Here is an 18,717-nt window from a genome sequence, read left to right as displayed (position 1 = left end):
CATCACGATTTCGCCTCACGGATCGCCTGCAAAGTCGCATGGCGTAGCTTGTCCTCGCGCTTAAGGGTCTTCACTCGTCCGACAAGGCCAGGTTTGATCCATTCGGCGTCTGGCTTGTCGGCTCCCTTCGGTGGCGTGCCTTTCCCCTCCTGCACCTTGGCCCACAGGCGTTCTCGCATGGCTTTGGTCAGCGCGATGTGAGCCGATCCGACGTAGCGGCGTTCCGCATCGCGGGTTGCCATCAAAGCGAGTGGTGCCGATCCCGGTTTTAGCTGCACGCCTGCCACTTCAAAGTCGACTTCCTCGTAGCATTTGGTTTTCAGCCACGCTTCGGTGTCGCCTGACCGATAAACGCTATCAGGCCGCTTCGACACCATGCCCTCCAGGCCCATGCGATCAACCGCAGCGTAGAAGTCGGCCCCGCCGCCATGCACATGGTGACTGTACTGGATCACGCCTTTGGCAGGCCCGACGAGTTCGAGCAGCTTTTCCCGACGTTCCAGCAGAGGTGCTGGGCGCAGGTTGACCCCGTCCAGGTGCAGTAGATCGAAGGCGACGAAGATAATCCGATCCGGCGCCCATCGCATCGCGGACCGCAGCGAATGGAAATCCGACACGCCCTTCCCGTTGAGGACGATTGCCTCGCCGTCGATGATTGCCGACTTGGGGGAAAGGGTTGCCGCCACCTCGACTATCGTCTTGTACGTCGATGACCAGTCGTAGGCCCCCTCCGGGTGATCGCTCGGGCCGTGCCGTCTCGATTATGATTTGCGTCCGATAGCCATCGTACTTGATTTCGTGAATCCAGTTGTCTCCTGTCGGGGGGACCTCGACAAGCCTGGGAAACATTGGCCTGATGAACTTCAGACGCATGAACTGACCCGCAAGACTGCGTTTCAATTTAGCATGCGCTAAAATGGTTCCGGAACATTTTAGACGAATTGACTGTTTGACAGCCATGGCGAGGCCGTCCGACGTGGACCATCCATTCCCGGCAAGGAGCACGGCGGCGAACCAGCCGATGAGGACGACAACTTCTATACCTGCCCGACGTGCGGACAGCAGGTCGACATGCGCGACTTGCGGCAGGTGATTTGGCACGAGCAGCCAAAGCAAGCCGCTCCTGTTGCTGGTAGATTAGCCGCGCCAGCACATCGGCAGCAGCACCCCTCTCAAAATTGGCGGAACATAATTTAGACCCGTCAGTTGGGAGAACTCATGGGAGGCGCGCGATGTTGCAACGTGAAATCTCCATTGTCTCGGACAGGTCGAAATTGGTGGCGGACTATTCTCTGATCGCCGCCGATATAGCCCAGCGTCTATCTTTGCGCGCTTGCAATGACAACGCTTCCGCCAACGTCCCGTGGGCACCGAAACATTCCGAGGCCCCGACTTCGCCGGCCTCGCACACCCGCCGAGTATTCCTCGACCGATCGTGCTTTAGCCACGATCTATGCGTCGACGGTGGTGGGGATAACGCTGATTCTGGCGTCGGCAGTTTGAGTTACGCGACCTGATGCCGCTCTCCCAGAAACTATCTTCGGTTGAGATGACACTCAAATGCCCCGGATGTGGAAACGAGTTCACCAAGCCAGGGCGTTGGTTCATCGTTGCCGCCCACTATCGGTGCGAAGGTTGCCAGCGTTTACACCGCCTTCCTTATCCAGAAAAGGTGGAACTGTTCGAAAGATACGCCCAAGGGTGTGAAGACGGGCTCGGCAGCATCGACAGTGGGCCCGCACCGCTTGGGTGAGGACCGATGCGGGCCCGGCCAAGGGTTGCCTTTCCTTGGCCAGCAGCGTGCGGGGCGCTGCCGCCAAGAACTGAACATGAGTAATAAGGTTCCGCTGATACAAAAAAGCCCGCCAGCCGTCAGGCCAGTGGGCAGTTCTCATGGGGAAAGCACCCAATGGGAACAGTGCAACGACCGAATCTCGACAGCGCGGTTTTTGTTCCACCGTCCGCGAACAGACCTAGCGTCGTTGCCTTGGTAAACCCGTACGGCAACCCTTCCGACCTTTCGATTTTTGCCCGATGGCTCGCTATCTCTGCGGCCCTGTCACCTCAAGGTTTAGGCCTGACGCTACCCTGTCACAAATAGTCGATCCACCCAGATGTTACGCCGCAACCGGCGGCGGTGTTACGTTAGTCGAGGTATACCGTGGTGTGCGAGCTGCTCGGCTGGTGGCGTGCGCCTCTCCGTTGCTTGATGTGACTGTCATGGGGCCGCGAGCCGACTGGCAGCTTCCTAGAATCCAGTTGGCAAAAGCGGCCATTCCGCACCGAGCGCCACTTATCGGATCGAAGGTGTTTTCGGCGTCACAGGCCCGCCAACTGGTGTTATGCTACTTCTCACCGCGAGGCTTGAGCTTACGCGCTTGAGGAGGAGGATATGTTAGAGACGCAGCTTCAAAGTCGCAATGGCATGCCGATTGGCGCCGACCTCATCGATGAGTTCGCTTCGGGGTTGGCTGGCCGCCTTATCCGGCTCGCTGATGCCGATTACGACGAGGCACGCCGTATTTGGAACGCGGCAATTGATCGACACCCTGGACTGATCGCACGCTGCCTCGGTGTCGCTGATGTAATCCACGCAGTGAAATTCGCTTCTAAAAACGACCTTCTTGTCGCGGTGCGTGGGGGCGGTCACAATGTCGCCGGGCGCGCGCTCTGCGACAACGGCATCGTGATCGACCTCTCCGCCATGCGTGGCGTGATGGTTGAGCCCAAGACCCAGACCGTGCGAGTTCAGGGCGGCGCGACGCTTGGCGATCTCGACCGAGAGACGCATTTGCATGGGTTGGCGGTGCCGGTCGGCGTCGTCTCTAAGACCGGCGTTGCCGGTCTGACGCTCGGCGGCGGCGTAGGCTGGCTGGTGCGCAAGTACGGACTGAGCTGCGACAATGTGATTTCGTTTGAGCTGGTTACAGCGGAGGGCAACCTGCTGACGGCCAGCATGGAAGAACACCCCGACCTGTTCTGGGCTTTGCGCGGCGGCGGCGGCAATTTCGGCATCGTCACCTGCTTCACCTTCCGGGCGCAGCAAATATCTTCAGTGCTCGGCGGCCTGATCGTTCACGCACGCGACAAGTCCGGTGAGGTGTTGCGCTTCTATCGTGACTTCATGGCCACGGCACCGGAGGAACTGACTGCCTACGCGGCCATGCTGACGACACCGGACGGCATGCCGGCGATCGGCGTAATCGCATGCTGGTGCGGTGACGTGGTAGAAGGCGCACGTGTGCTGGCGCCGCTGCGAGCTTTCGGTCCCCCAATGCTCGATGCCATCCAGCTAATGCCCTTCCCGACGATGCAGAAGCTGCTTGACGGCGCTTTCCCGGACGGCACCCACAATTTCTGGAAGGCGAGCTTCGTTCCGCAACTTACCGACACGATCATAGACCTGCTTGTCGAGCATGGAAATCGCATGAAGTCGCCTCTTTCGGCCTGCATCGTAGAGTTCTATGGCGGCGCGCCAGGCAGGATCAGTCGCGCTGAATCCGCCTTCGCCCAGCGCGGCGCGGAATACAACATAGGAATGACCGCGCAGTGGGTGGATCCGGCCGAAAGCGAAAGGCATATTGCCTGGGTACGCGCCATGTATGATGCGTTCGAGCCGCATTCGAGCGGGATGCACCTTCTGAACTTTCAGAGCGAGCCCGCGGACCAAGTTATCCGCGCCTCATTCGGCGAAAACTACAGACGGCTTGCGGAAGTGAAAAGCAAATACGACCCGACCAACTTTTTTAGCGTCAACCAAAACATCTCGACCGCGACACATTAAGCGCCCTTCGACAAACTGGGGCGAACTGATCGAAAGTTCCCTTGGGGTCAGCATGATCGCGGCACTAAAGGCGCGTCCTATTTCCTCCCCGCGGCAAAACGGGCACGAGCTGCATTGGGCTGGGGGGTTTTAGAGCTTGCTAAGGAGGCCGGAGTCTCAACTCAAACCGTTGTGCGATTCGAACGAGGCGAGACGTTGAAACAGTCCACAATAGTTCAGCTTAAAGCAACGTTCGAAGCAGCCGGAATAGAGTTCATTTCAGAGAGTGGCGGTGGTCCTGGTGTGCGCTTGTCACGTGGATTGGAAGCACCTAGTCGAAGGCGGCACCTGCGGGCGGCATTACGGATTATCTGTTCCCGATCAATGTCAGCGCTGCCCCTCAAATCGGTCCTAGAGTTCTACTTTGCGAATGCCGAAGCGCTGACATTCCGGCGACCGCGGGTGCGCGTCAGCCGAACTTTATCTGCCTTCGTCTGAATCACTGCTTGAGACCGATAATCGGACCTTCGCCGTCGCAGTCGGGCGCTTGCGACTGCCGTGCGTTCGCGATTGGAAGTGCCACTATGGATCGAGCGTCTGCAGGCGAGACACGTCATCAGCGGCCTCGGCCAACAGCCATTCGCGAAATGTTACGATTTTAGGGACCATCGACGTCGCCTGGGGGCAGACGATCCAGTAGGTCTTGGACAATCGCAGAGCCGTAGCGAACGGTCTGACGAGGCGCCCGTTGATGAGATCCCAAGCCGCAAGCGTGGTGCGGGCGAGTGCGACGCCCTGGCCGTCGACAGCGGCGTCTATGACCATGCTGGCACGGTTCAGGACCGGTCCGTGGGAGAGTCTGGCATCTCGCACGCCAGCAGCCTCGAGCCATTCCGACCAGTCCTTCCGGTCATCAAGATGCAGCAGCGGAAATTTCAACACATCGGACGGCTCGCGCATCCGCTGATGAAGTTTGGGACTGCAAACCGCGAACAGCTGCTCGGAACACAGGCGGACCACATCATGCCCAGCCCAGTTGCCATCGCCATGCCGCACGGCAAGATCGACGTCCTCTCTTGCGAAGTCGACGTGATGCATGGTTGCGGAAACCCTGAGGTCGATGTCCGGATGCGTCTCTGCAAACCTGCCAAGGCGATTTACCAACCACTTGGAGGCAAAGTCGGGCGACGTGCTGACCGTCAACGCGCCGGCCCTGGATAGATGCTGAATGCGTTGCGTGCCGAGAGCTATACGGTCGAAGGCATCACGTACCACCTCTAGATAGGAGAGGCCGGCTCGCGTGATGCTCAGCTTTTGACGTTCGCGATCGAACAGCCTGACGCCCAATTCGAGCTCGAGCGCCTTCACCTGATGGCTCACCGCGCCCTGCGTCACGGATAGTTCGTCCGCCGCCCTGGTGAAACTCCCGTGGCGAGCCGCGGCCTCGAAGGCCTTGAGGGCGTTGAGTGATGGCAGTCGGCGAGCCAATTTTCTACCATGTCATGAGAAAAATTCGGCCAAGCACGAGAAACCATGCTTTGCGCCCGTGGGCAGATTGGAGCATTTCAGCGCGACACGTCAACATGGATGCAGCGAGAGGATGAGAAATGTTCAATCACCCGCTTACTGAAGGCCGGAGGCCTCCGTCGTCGTTGCCGACGCATGTTCGTCACATCATCAACAATGCGACAGGAGCTATTGTGACAGTATCGCGTTGGATACAACTCTACTGCCAACGTGAACAGCTGGCCGAGCTCGAAGACCATCAGCTTGCAGACCTGGGTCTTAGTCGTACGCAGGTTCGGAACGAATGCGCGAAGTGGCCTTGGCAGGCCTAACTCTTGGCCGCCGTTGTATTCTGGTCGGACCAAGCCGGTGCCTACCTAAAAATGACCCCTTGAGGACCGGCTTGCCGACGCATCGGCAACCCGGCTCCTCGCAATCCTGCAGCCGTCCCTCGACCAGCCTGGCCGTACGTGGGGCGAGGTTCTTCGCGCCGCCGCTATGGTGCCACTGACATCATGGTCGAACACGCGCACGCTGTTGCAGTCGGGCGACTTTGCGCCTCAAGTTGGCCATTGCACTTATCATGGCCGCCGCCCAGTAGCGGACATCCGAGAGCGGCTAGCCGCATGGCACCTTCGCGCCCAACAGCGCCCACCGTCCCTTTCTGATGCACCCGCTCCCCCGTTGGTTACACGCAACGGAGCCGGCGTGGACAGGCTGCTACGCGCATTGGCCTGGCTTCGGCGTCGAACTCGGTGTGGGGCTTATTTGGCGAAGCGGTTTCGGAATTCGGTAGTGGTGTTGCTGTGGGGGAAGGGTTCAGCCGGGATCGGCACGCCGAGAAAGGCGCACAGGTTCGGCCAGCCGTCGGCCACCTTACAGACCAGCAGGCGCGACGGCGGGAAAGCTGAGATCACTTCGGCGTTGTGGGCTTCGAGCACTTCGATAGCATGGGTTTCGTCGTCGAGACGACCGCCGAAAATTTTCGTCTCTATGACGGCCCGGCCAAAACTTTGCGGGTCGGCGGTCTCGCCCATGGTGTTGAAGATCGTGACGCGTGCGCTCCTGTACCAGTCCTCGGGGTTGCGAACGGTGAGGATGAGCTTGGCGTCGGGGAAATACTCGGCGAGTTCGCGCCAGAAATAGGCCGTCGGCCAGTCGACTGCCGACTTGTAACCGGCATAGACGACGTCCCAGTTCGCCGGCTCGCGGCGCCCGGCCGCGCGGATCAGGTCGCGGTGCTCGGGGTTAGAGTTGACGTCCTCCATGTGATGGCACGGCCCAAACCCGAGCATTTCAAGCGCCAAGTTCAGAGTGTGCGTGCCGGTGCGGCCGAACCCAGCCCCGATAACAGAGAATGCCATGCGATCCTCCTGTGGCGGGAGCGGATCATAGATTGCACCGGTTGGGAAGGGAGGATGGTCCTGGCGCATCCTGAGAGACCAATTGGAATATCGAGAGATGCGCCGAACTCGCTCTGTCCGAAGACTAAATACCCGGCCTGCCGGTTACGGCGTCGATTGCGATCCGAGCCGCAGAAACCAGGCGGCAGACTTCGTTCCAGTATCATAGCCGCTAGAAATCTCGCAATCCCGGCCATCACAGCGCCTCCTTCTGATCGGTGCTCCTGACCTCGCTCTTCAGCGCCGCTCCTCCCCGCAATGCGGCCACTGTTCCTTCATCGAGGGTGAGCTGGACGATGCAGCCGGCGGGCACGCAGGTCGAGAAGCGAAGCACGTCGAGCGACGGGCCGTCGTCGATCTGCAGGCTTGCGCCGGCGTCGAGCAGAAGCCCACGGAAGCACGAGGTTGCCGGCCAAGGTCCCATCGCTGATCCGCCTGAGCTCGACAGCCTTGTCCGCTGGCCGTTCTGCTGCGTTTGTTGCTGTGAGACAGCGCAGGCGATCTATGACATGTGAGGCTCCAGTCCTGGTAGCTCTCCTGGAGTGACGTCGCACCGCCCGGGACCCATATCATCTTTTGCGCAAACACCGAAATGGCAAAGCCCATCAGAGCGCAGCAGTTGCATCAGCAGGAGGCTTCAGCCCCAGTTCCTACGGATCATATCTTGATCTATTCGTATCAGCCCGGCTCGCTTCGGCGCCAAGCTCATTGCCCCTATCAGCCTGCAACCTGCCGACTACCACTTGACACTGAAGCCGAGCTTGGCACCGATCGACCGGCTGTCGCTGAACTCCTTCAGGCTCGACTTGGCGAAGGCTTCGCCGAAGACGCTGTGGGTGGTTACGGTGGACAACCGCCTCGGCCAGGCCAGGATCACCGACCCTCAACCACCTTGCAGGAACGGCGTGGAGCACTGAACGTTGAGCAAGTCAGGCATGTCTGCATTGGCTGAGGACCATCAATGTTCACGTTCATGTTTGCCACCGGCATCGAGAACAGCACACCGACTATTCGAGGAGGGCGGGAGCGGGTCGACGAACTGGAAAAATGTCGCTTCTACCATCGATGGCGCACCGACTTCGAACTCGTCCAGGACCTCGGGCTCCATTTCCTCCGCTACGGACCTCCCATTCACAAAACGTGGCTAGCTGATAGACGTTACGACTGGGCTTTCGCCGACGAGACCTTCTCCGACCTAAAGGCGAAGGACGTTCTCCCGATCGTCGACCTTTGCCATTTTGGCGTGCCGGACTGGGTTGGTAATTTCCAGAACCCCGACTTTCCGAGACTATTCGAACACTATGCCCGGGATTTTGCGATCCGCTATCCGTGGATCCAGCTCTTCACGCCAATAAATGAGATGTTCATCTGCGCCACCTTTTCAGCCCGCTGGGGTTGGTGGAACGAGCAACTGAGCAGCGACACCGCCTTCGTCACCGCCCTCAAGCACATCGTGAAGGCAAACGTGCTTGCCATGCGGGCGATCCTCGAGGTGCGACCGGACGCGATTTTTATTCAGAGCGAATCCTCGGAATACTTCCACGCCGACTCTCCCGAGGCGATCTTAGGGGCGGAGCGGTTCAACAGAGAGCGTTTCCTGTCGCTTGATCTCAACTACGGTCACGACGTCGACGCGCGCACCTATCGTTACCTTCTCGAAAACGGGATGACGGCCGAAGAATACAGTTTCTTCCTGGAGAACCATCTGCGTCGGCATTGCGTGATGGGCACCGATTATTACCAGACCAACGAACATCGGGTTTGGGAAGACGGCACGACGTCCGGGTCCGGCGAGGTGTTTGGCTACGACGAGATCACGCGGCAGTACTTCAACCGCTACCGGCTACCTGTCATGCATACAGAGACCAACATCAGCGAAGGCCCTAATGGAGACGAGGCCGTCTATTGGTTGTGGAAAGAGTGGGCCAACGTGCTGCGCATCCGCAACGACGGCATCCCCATCGTAGGCTTCACCTGGTACTCACTGACGGATCAGGTGGACTGGGACAGTGCGCTTCGGGAGAACAACGGACGGGTCAATCCGCTGGGCCTCTATGACCTCGACCGCAATCCAAGGGCGGTTGGACGGGCTTTCAAGGCGCTGGTCGCGAACTGGAATAAGCTGTTGGCCACACAAAGTGTGTGCCTTGCTTTGCCGGTCTTTCTTCCCTCGCAGCAGAATGATGCCATTGTTCGTGCGCAGCAGGAGTATGCGCGCAGCCTGCTGAGCGTGGACCGGGTCGCTGAAGGCGGCTCCGAACCATTTGCTCTGCCCCGGATAGAGGCCGAACCTGATGCGCCTGGATAAGCACGCCGCAGGTGCGCGGGCGTGGATTGAGAACCCCTGTGAAGTCGATCGAGACCATGACAGGCGAGAAGGTGGCGTTCATTGAGTGGACATCGGTCATTCAAGAGACTGGTGGTCGAAGACAACATCCCGAAAGACCAATGGCGGTATCACGCCGCGTCGTTGGTCGCCACACTTACCGGAAAGCAGAATCCAGACCCCAAGTTGGTCAACTGGGTCGCTCGGAAATGAACGCGCCGAGCCCTTAGCATCCAGACGCCTCGCTGATCAAATTCGCGCGGGAATTTCAGCGACGGGCAGATGCACAGTTGGATGACCTCCACTTGACCATCGAAGCGACGCTTCGAACAACGAAAGATCCCGCAAGGTTTTAGATCGTCTTGCCATGACGACCAATGCCATCCCGAACGAACGCTCTGAGCGCCTGTAAGCGGGATGTTTACTAGCTCTTGCTTGACGCGGACCCACCCGCTCCAGACTCTTGGAGAAGGGTGGGGGTTTCAAAGTGGCGATGAAGGCGCGCTGTCACGGCGGTGGTGCGTGGCCGTGCGACGCCGGATCGCATCAGCATGACGATCCCCTCTTCTGCTTAGCCGGTGACTGGTCGGGCGTCTAGGTCGGCGGCGGAGCGGGGCGACCAAGTCTCAGTCTCTAATCGTCAGCCCCATCCTTCGGATAAGCCAAGGCATAGTGAGGCCCTGGACGAAAATTGAAAACGCCACGACAGCAAACGCCGTGACGATGATTTCCCCCCTTTCGGGTATCCCTTGCGGCAGTGCAAGGGCCAACGCCAGTGCAAGCGATCCTCGCAGTCCTCCCCAGACCAGAATGTGCTGGTACTTGACGTTGACCTGGAGTGAGGTCCCCCTCAGCAGGGCACAGAGTGGATAGATGGCCAGCACGCGGCCGAGGAGCACGAGCACGACAGCAATAAAGGAGCTTGCGGAAAAGATCCCCAACGGCTGGTGGGCTTCATGTCCACCAATCAGAATGAACACAATGGAGTTGGCCAGGAACGCCGAATAGGTCCAAAAGGCGAGCACGTGGCTTCGTGCATTGGCCGAGATAGCACCCTTCCAGCCGACATTTCCGACCAGCAGGCCGGCAGTCAGCGTCGCCAGCACACCCGACATGCCGAACTTTTCAGCGGCAAGAAAAGAGCCGTAGGCGGCAATCGTTGTCAATGTGATCTCAACCAGGTAATCTTCAGTCCGCCCCGCGATAAGAAGAATTAACGCTGCCACAGCCGCGCCTGCGGCCACCCCACCCGTCACTGTCCAGCCAAATGACGACGCTATAGCTAACGGCGTTGCGCTGGCGCCAGCAGCCACAGAGATGAGAATTGCAAAACCCACCGCGGCTGCACCGTCGTTGAGTAGGCTTTCGGATTCGACAAGGAGACGGAGGCGAGCTTGCACTTTCATTTCCTTGAAGGCCGCCAGCACTGATACCGGGTCCGTGGCGGCGATCAGCACACCGAACAGGCTCGCTCCAATCCAGCTCCACCCAAGCAGCAGATGCATGCCGACCGCCACTGCCGCAGCTGCGATCGCGACCCCTGGAAAGGCAAGCAGCGCTGTCACCGGCAGATCTACTCTGAAGTGACGCCACTCGATCTCCAGGGCAGCCTGGAAGATCAGCGGCGGCAGGAACACGGTGAAAATCAGATCACGGCTGAGAGGCAGCTCGGCAACGCCCGGGAGGAAGCTCAGTGCAATGCCGGCGACAACCAAGCCGACACTGTAAGGCAGCCGCAGACGCCTCGAAATCATGGCCACCAGCGAGGCCGTGAGCAGGATCATTCCTAGGGTGGGGATAGACAACGCTTCCACAGTTCCTCCTAGTCAAGCGAAGTTACGAAAGGGTGAGCTTCCTGAGGTCTGTTCACACTCCCGCCAATGTAATGTACGACGCCACCGAAACCACGTGCGAGACGATGGTGCTAATCCTGCTGGTGACAATTGCTGCGGCGGTGAGCTCACAGGCCTGGAGCTATACTGCGACCGCGATTTGGTACTTAATGGCACCCGACTGGCAATCATTGGATGCTGCTCGAGCTTGATATCGCTGGCTGCTGAGATGTGCCGCAGGTCTTTCTTGAGTGCAAGGCTCCGCCTCCCTTCCGCGTTCCTCGCACCCACCCTTGCCCGGTCGGTCTGTCTGGGCGCGCTTTCCGTGAGCACACATGAACATATGCGCCGACGACGCTCGACACGTGCTGCAAAGAGCGCGGTGTACCTCTTGGTTGCAGGACGCAGAGCGCTTTCGCTCTCCGACCCTACGTGTACCCTTGCAAAGACCGAGACATGAGCGGGAACAAACCTCACATCTGGGATGTCAGTAGAGCCGTTTGAGGAAGCGACTAACAACAATGCTTCTTGCCGTGGTGCCCAGCAATCACCCCATGGTGGCGCCAACTGCGATCTGCGCTTGCGAAGGCGTCCGGCCTAGGTCGGACATGATCAGTTTGCCAAATGACCGTTACGGCGGAACACCGCGTTTAGGATCGCTTCGTAGGCGCTGCCCACGTCTTCCTCGATCTCAGTGGTTTTGATGCCGAGCGCTTTAGCATCGGCGAAGAGCTCTTGGGTCAGCTCGGCAACAGAGGTTGTATCAGTCCCGACCGTGTTAGGGACATGTTCGAAATCCACTTGTGCAGAAAGTCTGCGCCGCGCGTGCTCATGAGCAGATAAGGCGCCCGCGCATATTAGGTTCCGCTCATTTTGACCCCATCGCCGGCTGCTCCTGTCTCTTGGACATGGCTCGAGGTAATTTCAAAGTTGGCGACGAGGTCGCCGTCACGGCGACTGTGCGCGGCCGGGTGACGCCCGATCCCATCAAGCGTGACGATCCCCTCTTACGACTACTTCCCGCATTCGGTTGTGTCGATTCGGCTTCGAAGGCTGGATTGGCAGCATATGGAATTGATCGGCCCGATCACGCGCATCGACGGCGACAAGGTGACCCTCAGCCACAAGGCGACCACCAGTCTCCGGCCATGGTGACCGTCGACGCCGAGCACGTGCGCCTGGTCGAAAGGCATATGACGGCGCTGCGGCGAAAAATTGCCTTGTTGACAAAGCCTACGGCTGCCGACCCAACGCAAAAGCCACTGTAACTTTGAAGAGCGAGGTGGGCCCGCACCACTGGCGGAGCGATGCGCGCCCGGCCGAGGGTTACGGCCCTCGACCAGAAGCGAAGGGGGCTCGACGTCGATTGAGAACCAGCCGCCAAGTTTTCAGGTTCCGCTAATGTACAAAAAACCGGCCGGGCTGGGCCGGCGCTAAAGGTGGTGGGCGATCAAGCCGTCAAGCTGATGCTAAACTGCCCGCCACCTTTCGGCAGCGGGCCAGTTCCAAAGGGGAACGTTGAACTGATGTGACAGTGCGAAGTGTTTCCAGGCGACAATGTTCCCCGAGAGGCAGCGTCGCCAGCGCGCGTTTCACTGAAAGTCTTTTTCCATCCACGGATTGGTGTTTATCCGAGGTGTGGTTTTTCCGGCGTTGCACCGGCCGGCAATTTGGCCGTTCCAGTCGAACTGCAGTCCAGCTCTGGCACCGGCTTCTTGGCGGAGTGCTTGGTAGAGCACAGGTCCGCAGCGTCACTCACCACCACCTTCTTCTCCTTGGCAAAAGCGATACCATTCCCAGCGATCACGATCGCGGGCGTCTTGCCCTTGCCTGCGGTTCGCTGGTGGTTGAAGCGCCCCGGCATCGCATTTGAGACCCAGGACTGGTGCACAAGGATCATGACATTGAATTCCGCTCTATACAGGAACAAGTGCCTTTCCTCTGGATTAGGGGGCGACGCCACAAGGGCGCCGCCCACTAATGGAGACTCACATGAAACGTAAGATTTTGACAGCAACAGCAATCTCTCTCTGTCTCGCCACCGCAGCCTTCGCACAGTCGTCGGGAACATCCAGCGGCACAAACGGAACGTCCGGCTCATCGGCCGGTTCGGGTATGAGTTCTACGTCCGGCTCCGGCCAAAGCGGTATCCCGAGCGGTTGGGACAGCAAGCTCTCCGGCTCATTCTTCAGCGACGCCAATTCGGGAAGACTTCTGTCGCAGGATGAGATCCGCCGGAACTGGTCTTCGCTGAGCTCTGAACAGCAGGCACAGGTTCGCTCCGACTGCTCGAGAATGACGGCCAGTAACGGCACTGGCTCTGGCACAACGACCGGCACATCAGGCAGCTCGGGTTCGACCGGCAGTAACAGCACGGCTAGCAACAGCACTGGTTCGGGTACAACCACCGGCACGTCGGGATCCTCGGGTTCGACCGGCAGCAACACCACGGCTAGCAACAGTATCGGCTCGGGTACGACCACCGGCACGTCGGGATCCTCGGACACAGCTGGTGATAAGACTGCCAGCACCAACACGGGTTCGGGCGCAAACTCGGCTGCTCAAATGGCCTCGATGCAGCAACTCTGCACCCAAGTCCAAGGGATGTGACTGAATGCGGGCTCCGGGCCGGCTTGGCCGGAATAGAAGAGGCCTTGAAGGCCCGGACATCGCTCGTTTGGCAGCCGTTTCGCGCTACAGTCGGCCGGTGGCGGGCTCAGGATTTCAGCCGCAGCAGTTCCAAACGATGCGTCGAGAGCATGGCGTCGCGGTCGCAACGTCCCTCGCCCTGCTCCAGTCGGATCAGCATGCGCGTCCGGGTTAATGTCGTCGAGTTGAGGTGCGCGACCCTCGCAGACGCGCCGAGCACCGCCGTTGGTGGCCCTCGCGAGAAGGCAATGACGAGGCTCGTTGACCTTGGCCCACCTAAGCTGCGCCATAGGCGTTTTCACGCCTGCCCGACCTGCGCCCAACAGACCGACAAGAGCGACTTCCCCAGGTGATGTGGCATGAACAGCCGGATGACGAGCCTGGTTCAGCATCGCGCTGGGTGTCGTCGATCTGGTCGGCGCCGAGCGGATTGCCGGTGCCTCGGCATGAGCGGCAAGGAAGATCTGCTCCGTGCTTTTGGGGCGCGGGAAATAAGCAGCGGCATACTCTCACTTTCAGTGGACAAGCAGGCCGGGCTGTGGAGCCGGGTCGCTGGCGAGGGCTGGACATCGCGACATTGTTGACAGCCTATCGGCATGACAGTCCCAAGCGACAATGTGGGCCTCGCGCGTGCCATGGTCGCCGGCATCACATTGCTCGGCATCATCGGTGCGAAGGGCGTGTCCGCGCGCCACGCTCGCAGCGGGAACAGGCCGCGCGACTATGGCGATCGCAGCGGCTTTCCCAGAGGCACTTCCGCAGCCCGCGACTTCGCCCGCTCGCAGCTAGGGGCCGGCGCAGCCTGACAGTGTTGCCGAGATCGCTGGCGAGGTGTGATCGGCGATAGGCCGCGTCGCCAGGCGACCACGCCATGGGTGGTTGGTCTCGACAATCAAGCTTTGGCATCGAAGATAGCCTGGCCGTCTTGGGATCACCGCCGCGCACCGCGCACGGGTTTGTGTGGTGCGTTGAAGGCAGCACGAAAAAGCAGCGATACGGCCTCGGATGGAACCTTCCATGTCTCTGCCTGGCACGTGCCGGCAATCCTTATGCCGAGCCGCGTTCCGGCAGCTCGGTCTCTTCCGCCACCTTTTTTTGCACGTCTCGGCGCGAGCGTTCCGCCTCGTCGGAACTATATTCGTCATCTGTCCGCTCGAGTTCGCGATCGATTGTCTCGCGAGATCCCTCCACCGGATCCTGTTGCGGAGATGTTTTCGGGCCGGTTTCGATCTTGCCTTCGCCGGGTGCGGTGCGGTCGGAAGACTTCGACATCTTCGGTTTCCCTTCGTCTGTTGTCCTGCCTTCACATTTGGAATGATTTCGGTTTCCTGCCCCAACAGGATCGTCGATGATCTGTTCCGAGGCAGGTATCCGCCGGATTCCTTTGCTGCCACGCTCCGGTTGCGACGCCCTCCCGAGTCCGGGGGTGAGGTTGGGGACAAAAGGGCAGACCTGGATACGTGTCTTCGCAAGCTGCAGAAAATCTCTGAGCTCCGGGAGACCGATCTGGCGGTCCTGAAAGGCATCCCGATCCAGGAGAAGGAATTCCAGGCCAATCATGACCTTGTCCGTGAGGCGACCGGCCCTCGCATTCGTTTGTCCTTATCGACGGCCTGGTCGGCTCCACCAAGCACACCGGCGAGGGTAAGCGGCAGATCACATCATTCTTCGTGACCGGCGAACATTCCGAATCTGCACGGACTACATCTTCGGTGATGGACTGCACCTTCTCGACCCTGTTCATCGAGGTCAGGAATGCGGCTAAAAACTGCTAAGGCTCTGCATACGACTGCAGGTGGAAACGATGCGATAGCATCAGATCACCCGCTCGCGTTCGCCATTCACTCACGCGTGACCACCTACTTACAGTGAACGTTCACTCACATTTGCAGAGACAGATCCAAGGTCTGGACGGGGTCCGAAGCGAAATGCCAAGCGCATCCCCTGCATAAACCCGCGACGCCGACGCGGAGCAATGCACCTGGAACAAATTCCCGCAAGCACAGTTCGGGGCGTGCAGCGGTCGACCCGCGCTGCAAGATCGGTCACCCGATCGCCCGCGCCGGCCCCTCCCACGGCGCGGGCTCTTTTACTGTCAAACCATTGAAGTCACGACATTCGCGCGTTGCGGATATCGTTTGTCGAGCACATCAGGCAACCGCGCCTCGGCAGGTCAGCAGAACCGATGTCATGGGAACAACACAGCACTGTGACGGTTCGGTGGCATGCAAGGTAGAGAATGATGGGCAAAAAACCCAAACAGCACACAGAATCCACGGCGGATCGTGAAAAGGCGATTGAAGCGACCTACTTTGCGCACAACTGCGGCCTCAGCAAGGACGAGGCAGTCAAAATGCTAAGGGAAGACCCAATCAGGATCGATGATGAATCCCAAGAGAGCTCCGGCCGCCGAACTGAAGCGATCCTCGATTGCTCGTCGCAGCCGCGGCCCATGATCTTCTTCACCTCCGATTGCATTTCAACGACACGCGCATTCTGCGTCTTGAAGCGGCACCCCTTTTCTTCGTTGGCCGAGCATGATCGAGCGCTGGTGCCCGTTGGGACGAGGCTGTTTGCCCACGCGACGAGTCTGTCACCTCGACGACTTCGCGAGGGGGGCGGCGGAGGCCGTGTCTTCCTTGCTGTCGTCGCGCCACCGCATCAGCTTTGACGCGGCGAGGCTCCCGGACCCCCTGCCGGACGTCGCATCGCAAGATCGAAGGCATCGCCGGAGCTCAGCACGTGAACCCTCAGATCATGTTGTCGAAAACAGCCAGCGGGTGATGCCCCGCGGCTTGTGGTCGTCGCGGCTGCTCGGAGCCGCCGCCGAATATTCACTCATGAATGTTCTCCGCTTCAGCCATCCCCCAACAGGGCATCCGAACCATGATGTAAGTTGATTGTTCCTCCCCAGAACGCCCGACGCGAGGGAACATACGGCAGAAGCCAAGGTTCGGGTCGGGCGCGGCGTGCCCGCGGTTGAAGGGTCGACATCCATGCTGGCAATCATTGCTGGGACTTTGGTTCTGACGACAGTGGTCGGCGGGCTGATTACCGCCTTCTGGATCGAGGCCCGTCATGATCTCCACGACCCGACGCCGGACAGGGCGATGCACCTGGAGCTGCTAACCAGACTTGGCTCTCCGGTTTCGGCGGAGTCGTCCTGATATGGACACCATCACCGCGAAACTCGATCCGAGAACGAGAGTCGGCTGGCTTCTGCTCGGCTTCGCGCTGGGCGCTTTCTTCGACGGCATCGTCCTGCACCAGATTCTGCAATGGCATCATCTTCTCTCGGGCCTCGCCGACCCGGCGGGTTCCGACCTGCGCTTCCAGATCATGGCCGACGGCCTCTTCCACTTGTTCATGTACGTGTTCGCCGTTGCCGGCACGGTGCTGCTGGTGGCGGCGAGGGCAGCAGGCAGGCGGGCCGTAACGACGACCGAGATCCTTCGGCTGGCCTTCATCGGGTTCGGCGTCTGGCATCTGGTGGACGCCATTGTGTTCCATTGGCTGCTCGGCCTGCATCGGATCAAGATGAACAGCGACATGCCGCTCGCCTGGGATATTGGGTGGCTGGTCATCTTCGGAATCGTGCCGCTGCTGTTGGTGCTGGTGCTGCCCAACCGCGGTGGACCGGCAGGTGCCTCGGCGGCTCTGACCAGCATCGTCCTGCTTGCAGGACTGGCTGCGGGTGCTGGCCCGCTCTTCAACGGTGCCGCCACTTCCGTCATCGTCTTTCGAGCTGGGATGTCAGTCGTCCCATCCAGCAACGAGGCATTCCTTCAAGCTTATGACCTGCGGAACCGGACTGGGGAGTAGCAATCATGCAACGCGCCATCCAACGGAACATCGAGGGTAGCCACAGCAGAAGTATGATACCCCGCATCGTGGTGGTCGGCGGAGGGTTTGCCGGTCTGGAGGTAGCCAAGGCGCTCGGCGGGGCGGAGATCGGGGTCACGATCATCGACCGCCACAATCACCACCTGTTCCAGCCCCTGCTATATCAGGTTGCAACAGCCGCCTTGTCGGCGCCTGACATCGCCGAGCCAATCCGCAAGATACTGGGCCGCTATCCCTCTGTTCAGGTCCTCTTCGGCAATGTCGCCAAGATCGACACCGAGGCCAGGATACTGGTTCTGGCCGATGGGACCACGGTTCCCTATGACCTGCTGGTCTTGGCAACGGGCTCGCAGCCATTCTACTTCAGCCAGGAGAGCTGGGCTCGGGTTTGTCCGGGCTTGAAGAGCATCGAGGACGCCCGCACGATACGGTCACGGCTGCTGCTGTCGTTTGAGCATGCGGAACGGACAACCGATCCAGTCGAGCAATCACGGCTGATGACGATCGCCATCATCGGCGGCGGCCCGACCGGCGTGGAACTGGCGGGCTCCATCGCAGAACTCAGCCGGCACACGCTGGCACGCGACTTCCGCAACATCCGGCCAGAGAAGACAAAGATCATACTTGTCGAAGCCGGCAACCGTCTGCTCGCCGGCTTCGCTCCGGAGCTTTCCGAATATGCACGTCTGCGCCTCGAAAGCCTGGGCGTCGACGTCGCGCTCGACAGTCGCGTCGAGGCGATCGAAGCACAGAAGATCACCGTCGGCGGCAAGGTCATCCCGGTAGCCTTGACGCTCTGGGCCGCCGGAGTGGCGGCTTCGCCGCTGGCGGCCCAGCTTGGTGTCGGGCTAGACCGCGGCGGCCGGGTGAAGGTCGGATCCGACCTGCAGGTAATGGGCCGTTCCGACATCTTCGCGCTTGGCGATGTCGCGCTGTTCCTCGACGAGAACGGCCAGCCACTGCCGGGTCTTGCCCAGGTGGCCAAGCAGCAGGGCGAGCACCTCGGCAAGGCCCTGGCACGCCGGACAGATACTGGCGAGGATCTCCCGGCTTTTGTCTTCAGAAATCGAGGCAACACGGCGATCGTCGGCCGCCATGCTGCCGTGTTCGAGTCCGGCAGGCTGAAATTGAAAGGCTGGTTCGCCTGGTCCGCTTGGGCGATCATCCATGTTTACCTGCTCGTCGGTTTTCAACACCGAGTCCAGGTCTCGATCCAATGGCTGTGGCGCTATCTCACCTATGAACGCGGCGCCCGGCTGATCGCCGAGGAACGGGCCGAACCGGGTCCACCACCGTCGCCTGCAGCAGAACAGCCAGCCCCGAGAGAGGCCTTGCCACCGGACGCAGACGCCCTCCCCGGCATTGCCCGGGCGCGCTGAGATTGAGCGAGTCCAT

The 18,717-nt window shown here is 60.1% G+C and carries 17 protein-coding genes and 1 pseudogene; 9 read left to right on the top strand and 9 right to left on the bottom strand.

Annotation, left to right across the window (positions count from 1 at the left end; all coding sequences use genetic code 11):
• Positions 1-2: 2 nt before the first annotated feature.
• On the bottom strand, positions 3-686 hold the full coding sequence (locus MESCI_RS31620; RefSeq protein ID WP_245268658.1) for an ATP-dependent DNA ligase: 684 nt from the start codon (positions 684-686) through the stop codon (positions 3-5).
• 1,706 nt (positions 687-2,392) lie between these two features.
• Here MESCI_RS31620 and MESCI_RS31610 point away from each other — a divergent pair.
• Together MESCI_RS31610 and MESCI_RS31605 are read left to right on the top strand one after the other, a co-directional pair.
• Complete coding sequence (locus MESCI_RS31610; protein ID WP_013525274.1) at positions 2,393-3,784, top strand: FAD-binding oxidoreductase; 1,392 nt, start codon at positions 2,393-2,395, stop codon at positions 3,782-3,784.
• A 102-nt stretch (positions 3,785-3,886) separates the two neighbouring features.
• Positions 3,887-4,087, top strand: a pseudogene (locus MESCI_RS31605) (helix-turn-helix domain-containing protein); the annotation flags it as partial.
• A gap of 258 nt (positions 4,088-4,345) precedes the next feature.
• Here the strand turns inward: MESCI_RS31605 and MESCI_RS31600 are convergent.
• On the bottom strand, positions 4,346-5,251 hold the full coding sequence (locus tag MESCI_RS31600) for a transcriptional regulator GcvA (RefSeq protein WP_013525273.1): 906 nt from the start codon (positions 5,249-5,251) through the stop codon (positions 4,346-4,348).
• A 119-nt stretch (positions 5,252-5,370) separates the two neighbouring features.
• Between MESCI_RS31600 and MESCI_RS31595 the strand changes: the two genes are divergently transcribed.
• The gene (locus MESCI_RS31595; RefSeq protein ID WP_164920104.1) at positions 5,371-5,601 is read left to right on the top strand and encodes a DUF1127 domain-containing protein; all 231 of its coding nucleotides are present in this window, start codon (positions 5,371-5,373) and stop codon (positions 5,599-5,601) included.
• 432 nt (positions 5,602-6,033) lie between these two features.
• Here the strand turns inward: MESCI_RS31595 and MESCI_RS31590 are convergent, their stop codons facing one another.
• Together MESCI_RS31590 and MESCI_RS31585 are read right to left on the bottom strand one after the other, a co-directional pair.
• On the bottom strand, positions 6,034-6,633 hold the full coding sequence (locus MESCI_RS31590) for a sulfotransferase family protein (RefSeq protein WP_013525272.1): 600 nt from the start codon (positions 6,631-6,633) through the stop codon (positions 6,034-6,036).
• A 235-nt stretch (positions 6,634-6,868) separates the two neighbouring features.
• The gene (locus MESCI_RS31585) at positions 6,869-7,174 is read right to left on the bottom strand and encodes an invasion associated locus B family protein (RefSeq protein WP_081714437.1); all 306 of its coding nucleotides are present in this window, start codon (positions 7,172-7,174) and stop codon (positions 6,869-6,871) included.
• 459 nt (positions 7,175-7,633) lie between these two features.
• Here MESCI_RS31585 and MESCI_RS31580 point away from each other — a divergent pair, with 459 nt between their 5' ends.
• The gene (locus MESCI_RS31580) at positions 7,634-8,980 is read left to right on the top strand and encodes a family 1 glycosylhydrolase (protein WP_013525271.1); all 1,347 of its coding nucleotides are present in this window, start codon (positions 7,634-7,636) and stop codon (positions 8,978-8,980) included.
• A gap of 644 nt (positions 8,981-9,624) precedes the next feature.
• Here the strand turns inward: MESCI_RS31580 and MESCI_RS31575 are convergent.
• The 4 genes from MESCI_RS31575 to MESCI_RS31560 form a co-directional block, all read right to left on the bottom strand.
• A complete protein-coding gene (locus tag MESCI_RS31575; protein ID WP_013525270.1) occupies positions 9,625-10,812 on the bottom strand; it encodes a cation:proton antiporter in 1,188 nt (395 codons plus the stop codon).
• 630 nt (positions 10,813-11,442) lie between these two features.
• Positions 11,443-11,631: a DUF768 domain-containing protein gene (locus MESCI_RS31570; RefSeq protein WP_337123932.1), complete on the bottom strand. Its 189-nt coding sequence runs from the start codon at positions 11,629-11,631 to the stop codon at positions 11,443-11,445.
• A gap of 826 nt (positions 11,632-12,457) precedes the next feature.
• Positions 12,458-12,760: a hypothetical protein gene (locus MESCI_RS31565; RefSeq protein WP_013525269.1), complete on the bottom strand. Its 303-nt coding sequence runs from the start codon at positions 12,758-12,760 to the stop codon at positions 12,458-12,460.
• Positions 12,761-12,818: 58 nt separating this feature from the next.
• Positions 12,819-13,319: a periplasmic protein tonb gene (locus MESCI_RS31560; protein ID WP_013525268.1), complete on the bottom strand. Its 501-nt coding sequence runs from the start codon at positions 13,317-13,319 to the stop codon at positions 12,819-12,821.
• Positions 13,320-14,075: 756 nt separating this feature from the next.
• Here MESCI_RS31560 and MESCI_RS32985 point away from each other — a divergent pair.
• Entirely contained in the window at positions 14,076-14,285 is a 210-nt protein-coding gene (locus tag MESCI_RS32985) for a hypothetical protein (RefSeq protein WP_245265408.1), read from the top strand.
• Between the two features lie 241 nt (positions 14,286-14,526).
• On the opposite strand, the gene MESCI_RS31545 is transcribed toward MESCI_RS32985, so the two are convergent.
• Complete coding sequence (locus MESCI_RS31545) at positions 14,527-15,039, bottom strand: hypothetical protein (protein WP_164920103.1); 513 nt, start codon at positions 15,037-15,039, stop codon at positions 14,527-14,529.
• Positions 15,040-15,718: 679 nt separating this feature from the next.
• Here MESCI_RS31545 and MESCI_RS31540 point away from each other — a divergent pair.
• The 4 genes from MESCI_RS31540 to MESCI_RS31525 all read left to right on the top strand — a co-directional run bounded on the left by MESCI_RS31540 (position 15,719) and on the right by MESCI_RS31525 (position 18,701).
• Positions 15,719-16,150, top strand: coding sequence for a urocanate hydratase (locus MESCI_RS31540; RefSeq protein ID WP_164920090.1), 432 nt, complete (start codon positions 15,719-15,721; stop codon positions 16,148-16,150).
• Positions 16,151-16,475: 325 nt separating this feature from the next.
• A complete protein-coding gene (locus MESCI_RS31535) occupies positions 16,476-16,646 on the top strand; it encodes a hypothetical protein (RefSeq protein ID WP_013525040.1) in 171 nt (56 codons plus the stop codon).
• A 1-nt stretch (position 16,647) separates the two neighbouring features.
• Positions 16,648-17,301 (top strand): DUF2243 domain-containing protein, encoded by a 654-nt coding sequence (locus MESCI_RS31530; RefSeq protein WP_013525266.1) that lies wholly within the window; start codon positions 16,648-16,650, stop codon positions 17,299-17,301.
• A 53-nt stretch (positions 17,302-17,354) separates the two neighbouring features.
• Positions 17,355-18,701: an NAD(P)/FAD-dependent oxidoreductase gene (locus MESCI_RS31525; protein WP_164756567.1), complete on the top strand. Its 1,347-nt coding sequence runs from the start codon at positions 17,355-17,357 to the stop codon at positions 18,699-18,701.
• Positions 18,702-18,717 lie beyond the last annotated feature (16 nt).

The organism is Mesorhizobium ciceri biovar biserrulae WSM1271, assembly GCF_000185905.1.
GTDB classification, from domain to species: domain Bacteria; phylum Pseudomonadota; class Alphaproteobacteria; order Rhizobiales; family Rhizobiaceae; genus Mesorhizobium; species Mesorhizobium ciceri.
Note: the sequence above shows the minus strand (reverse complement) of the source record. Positions and strands in the feature narration are given on the sequence as shown.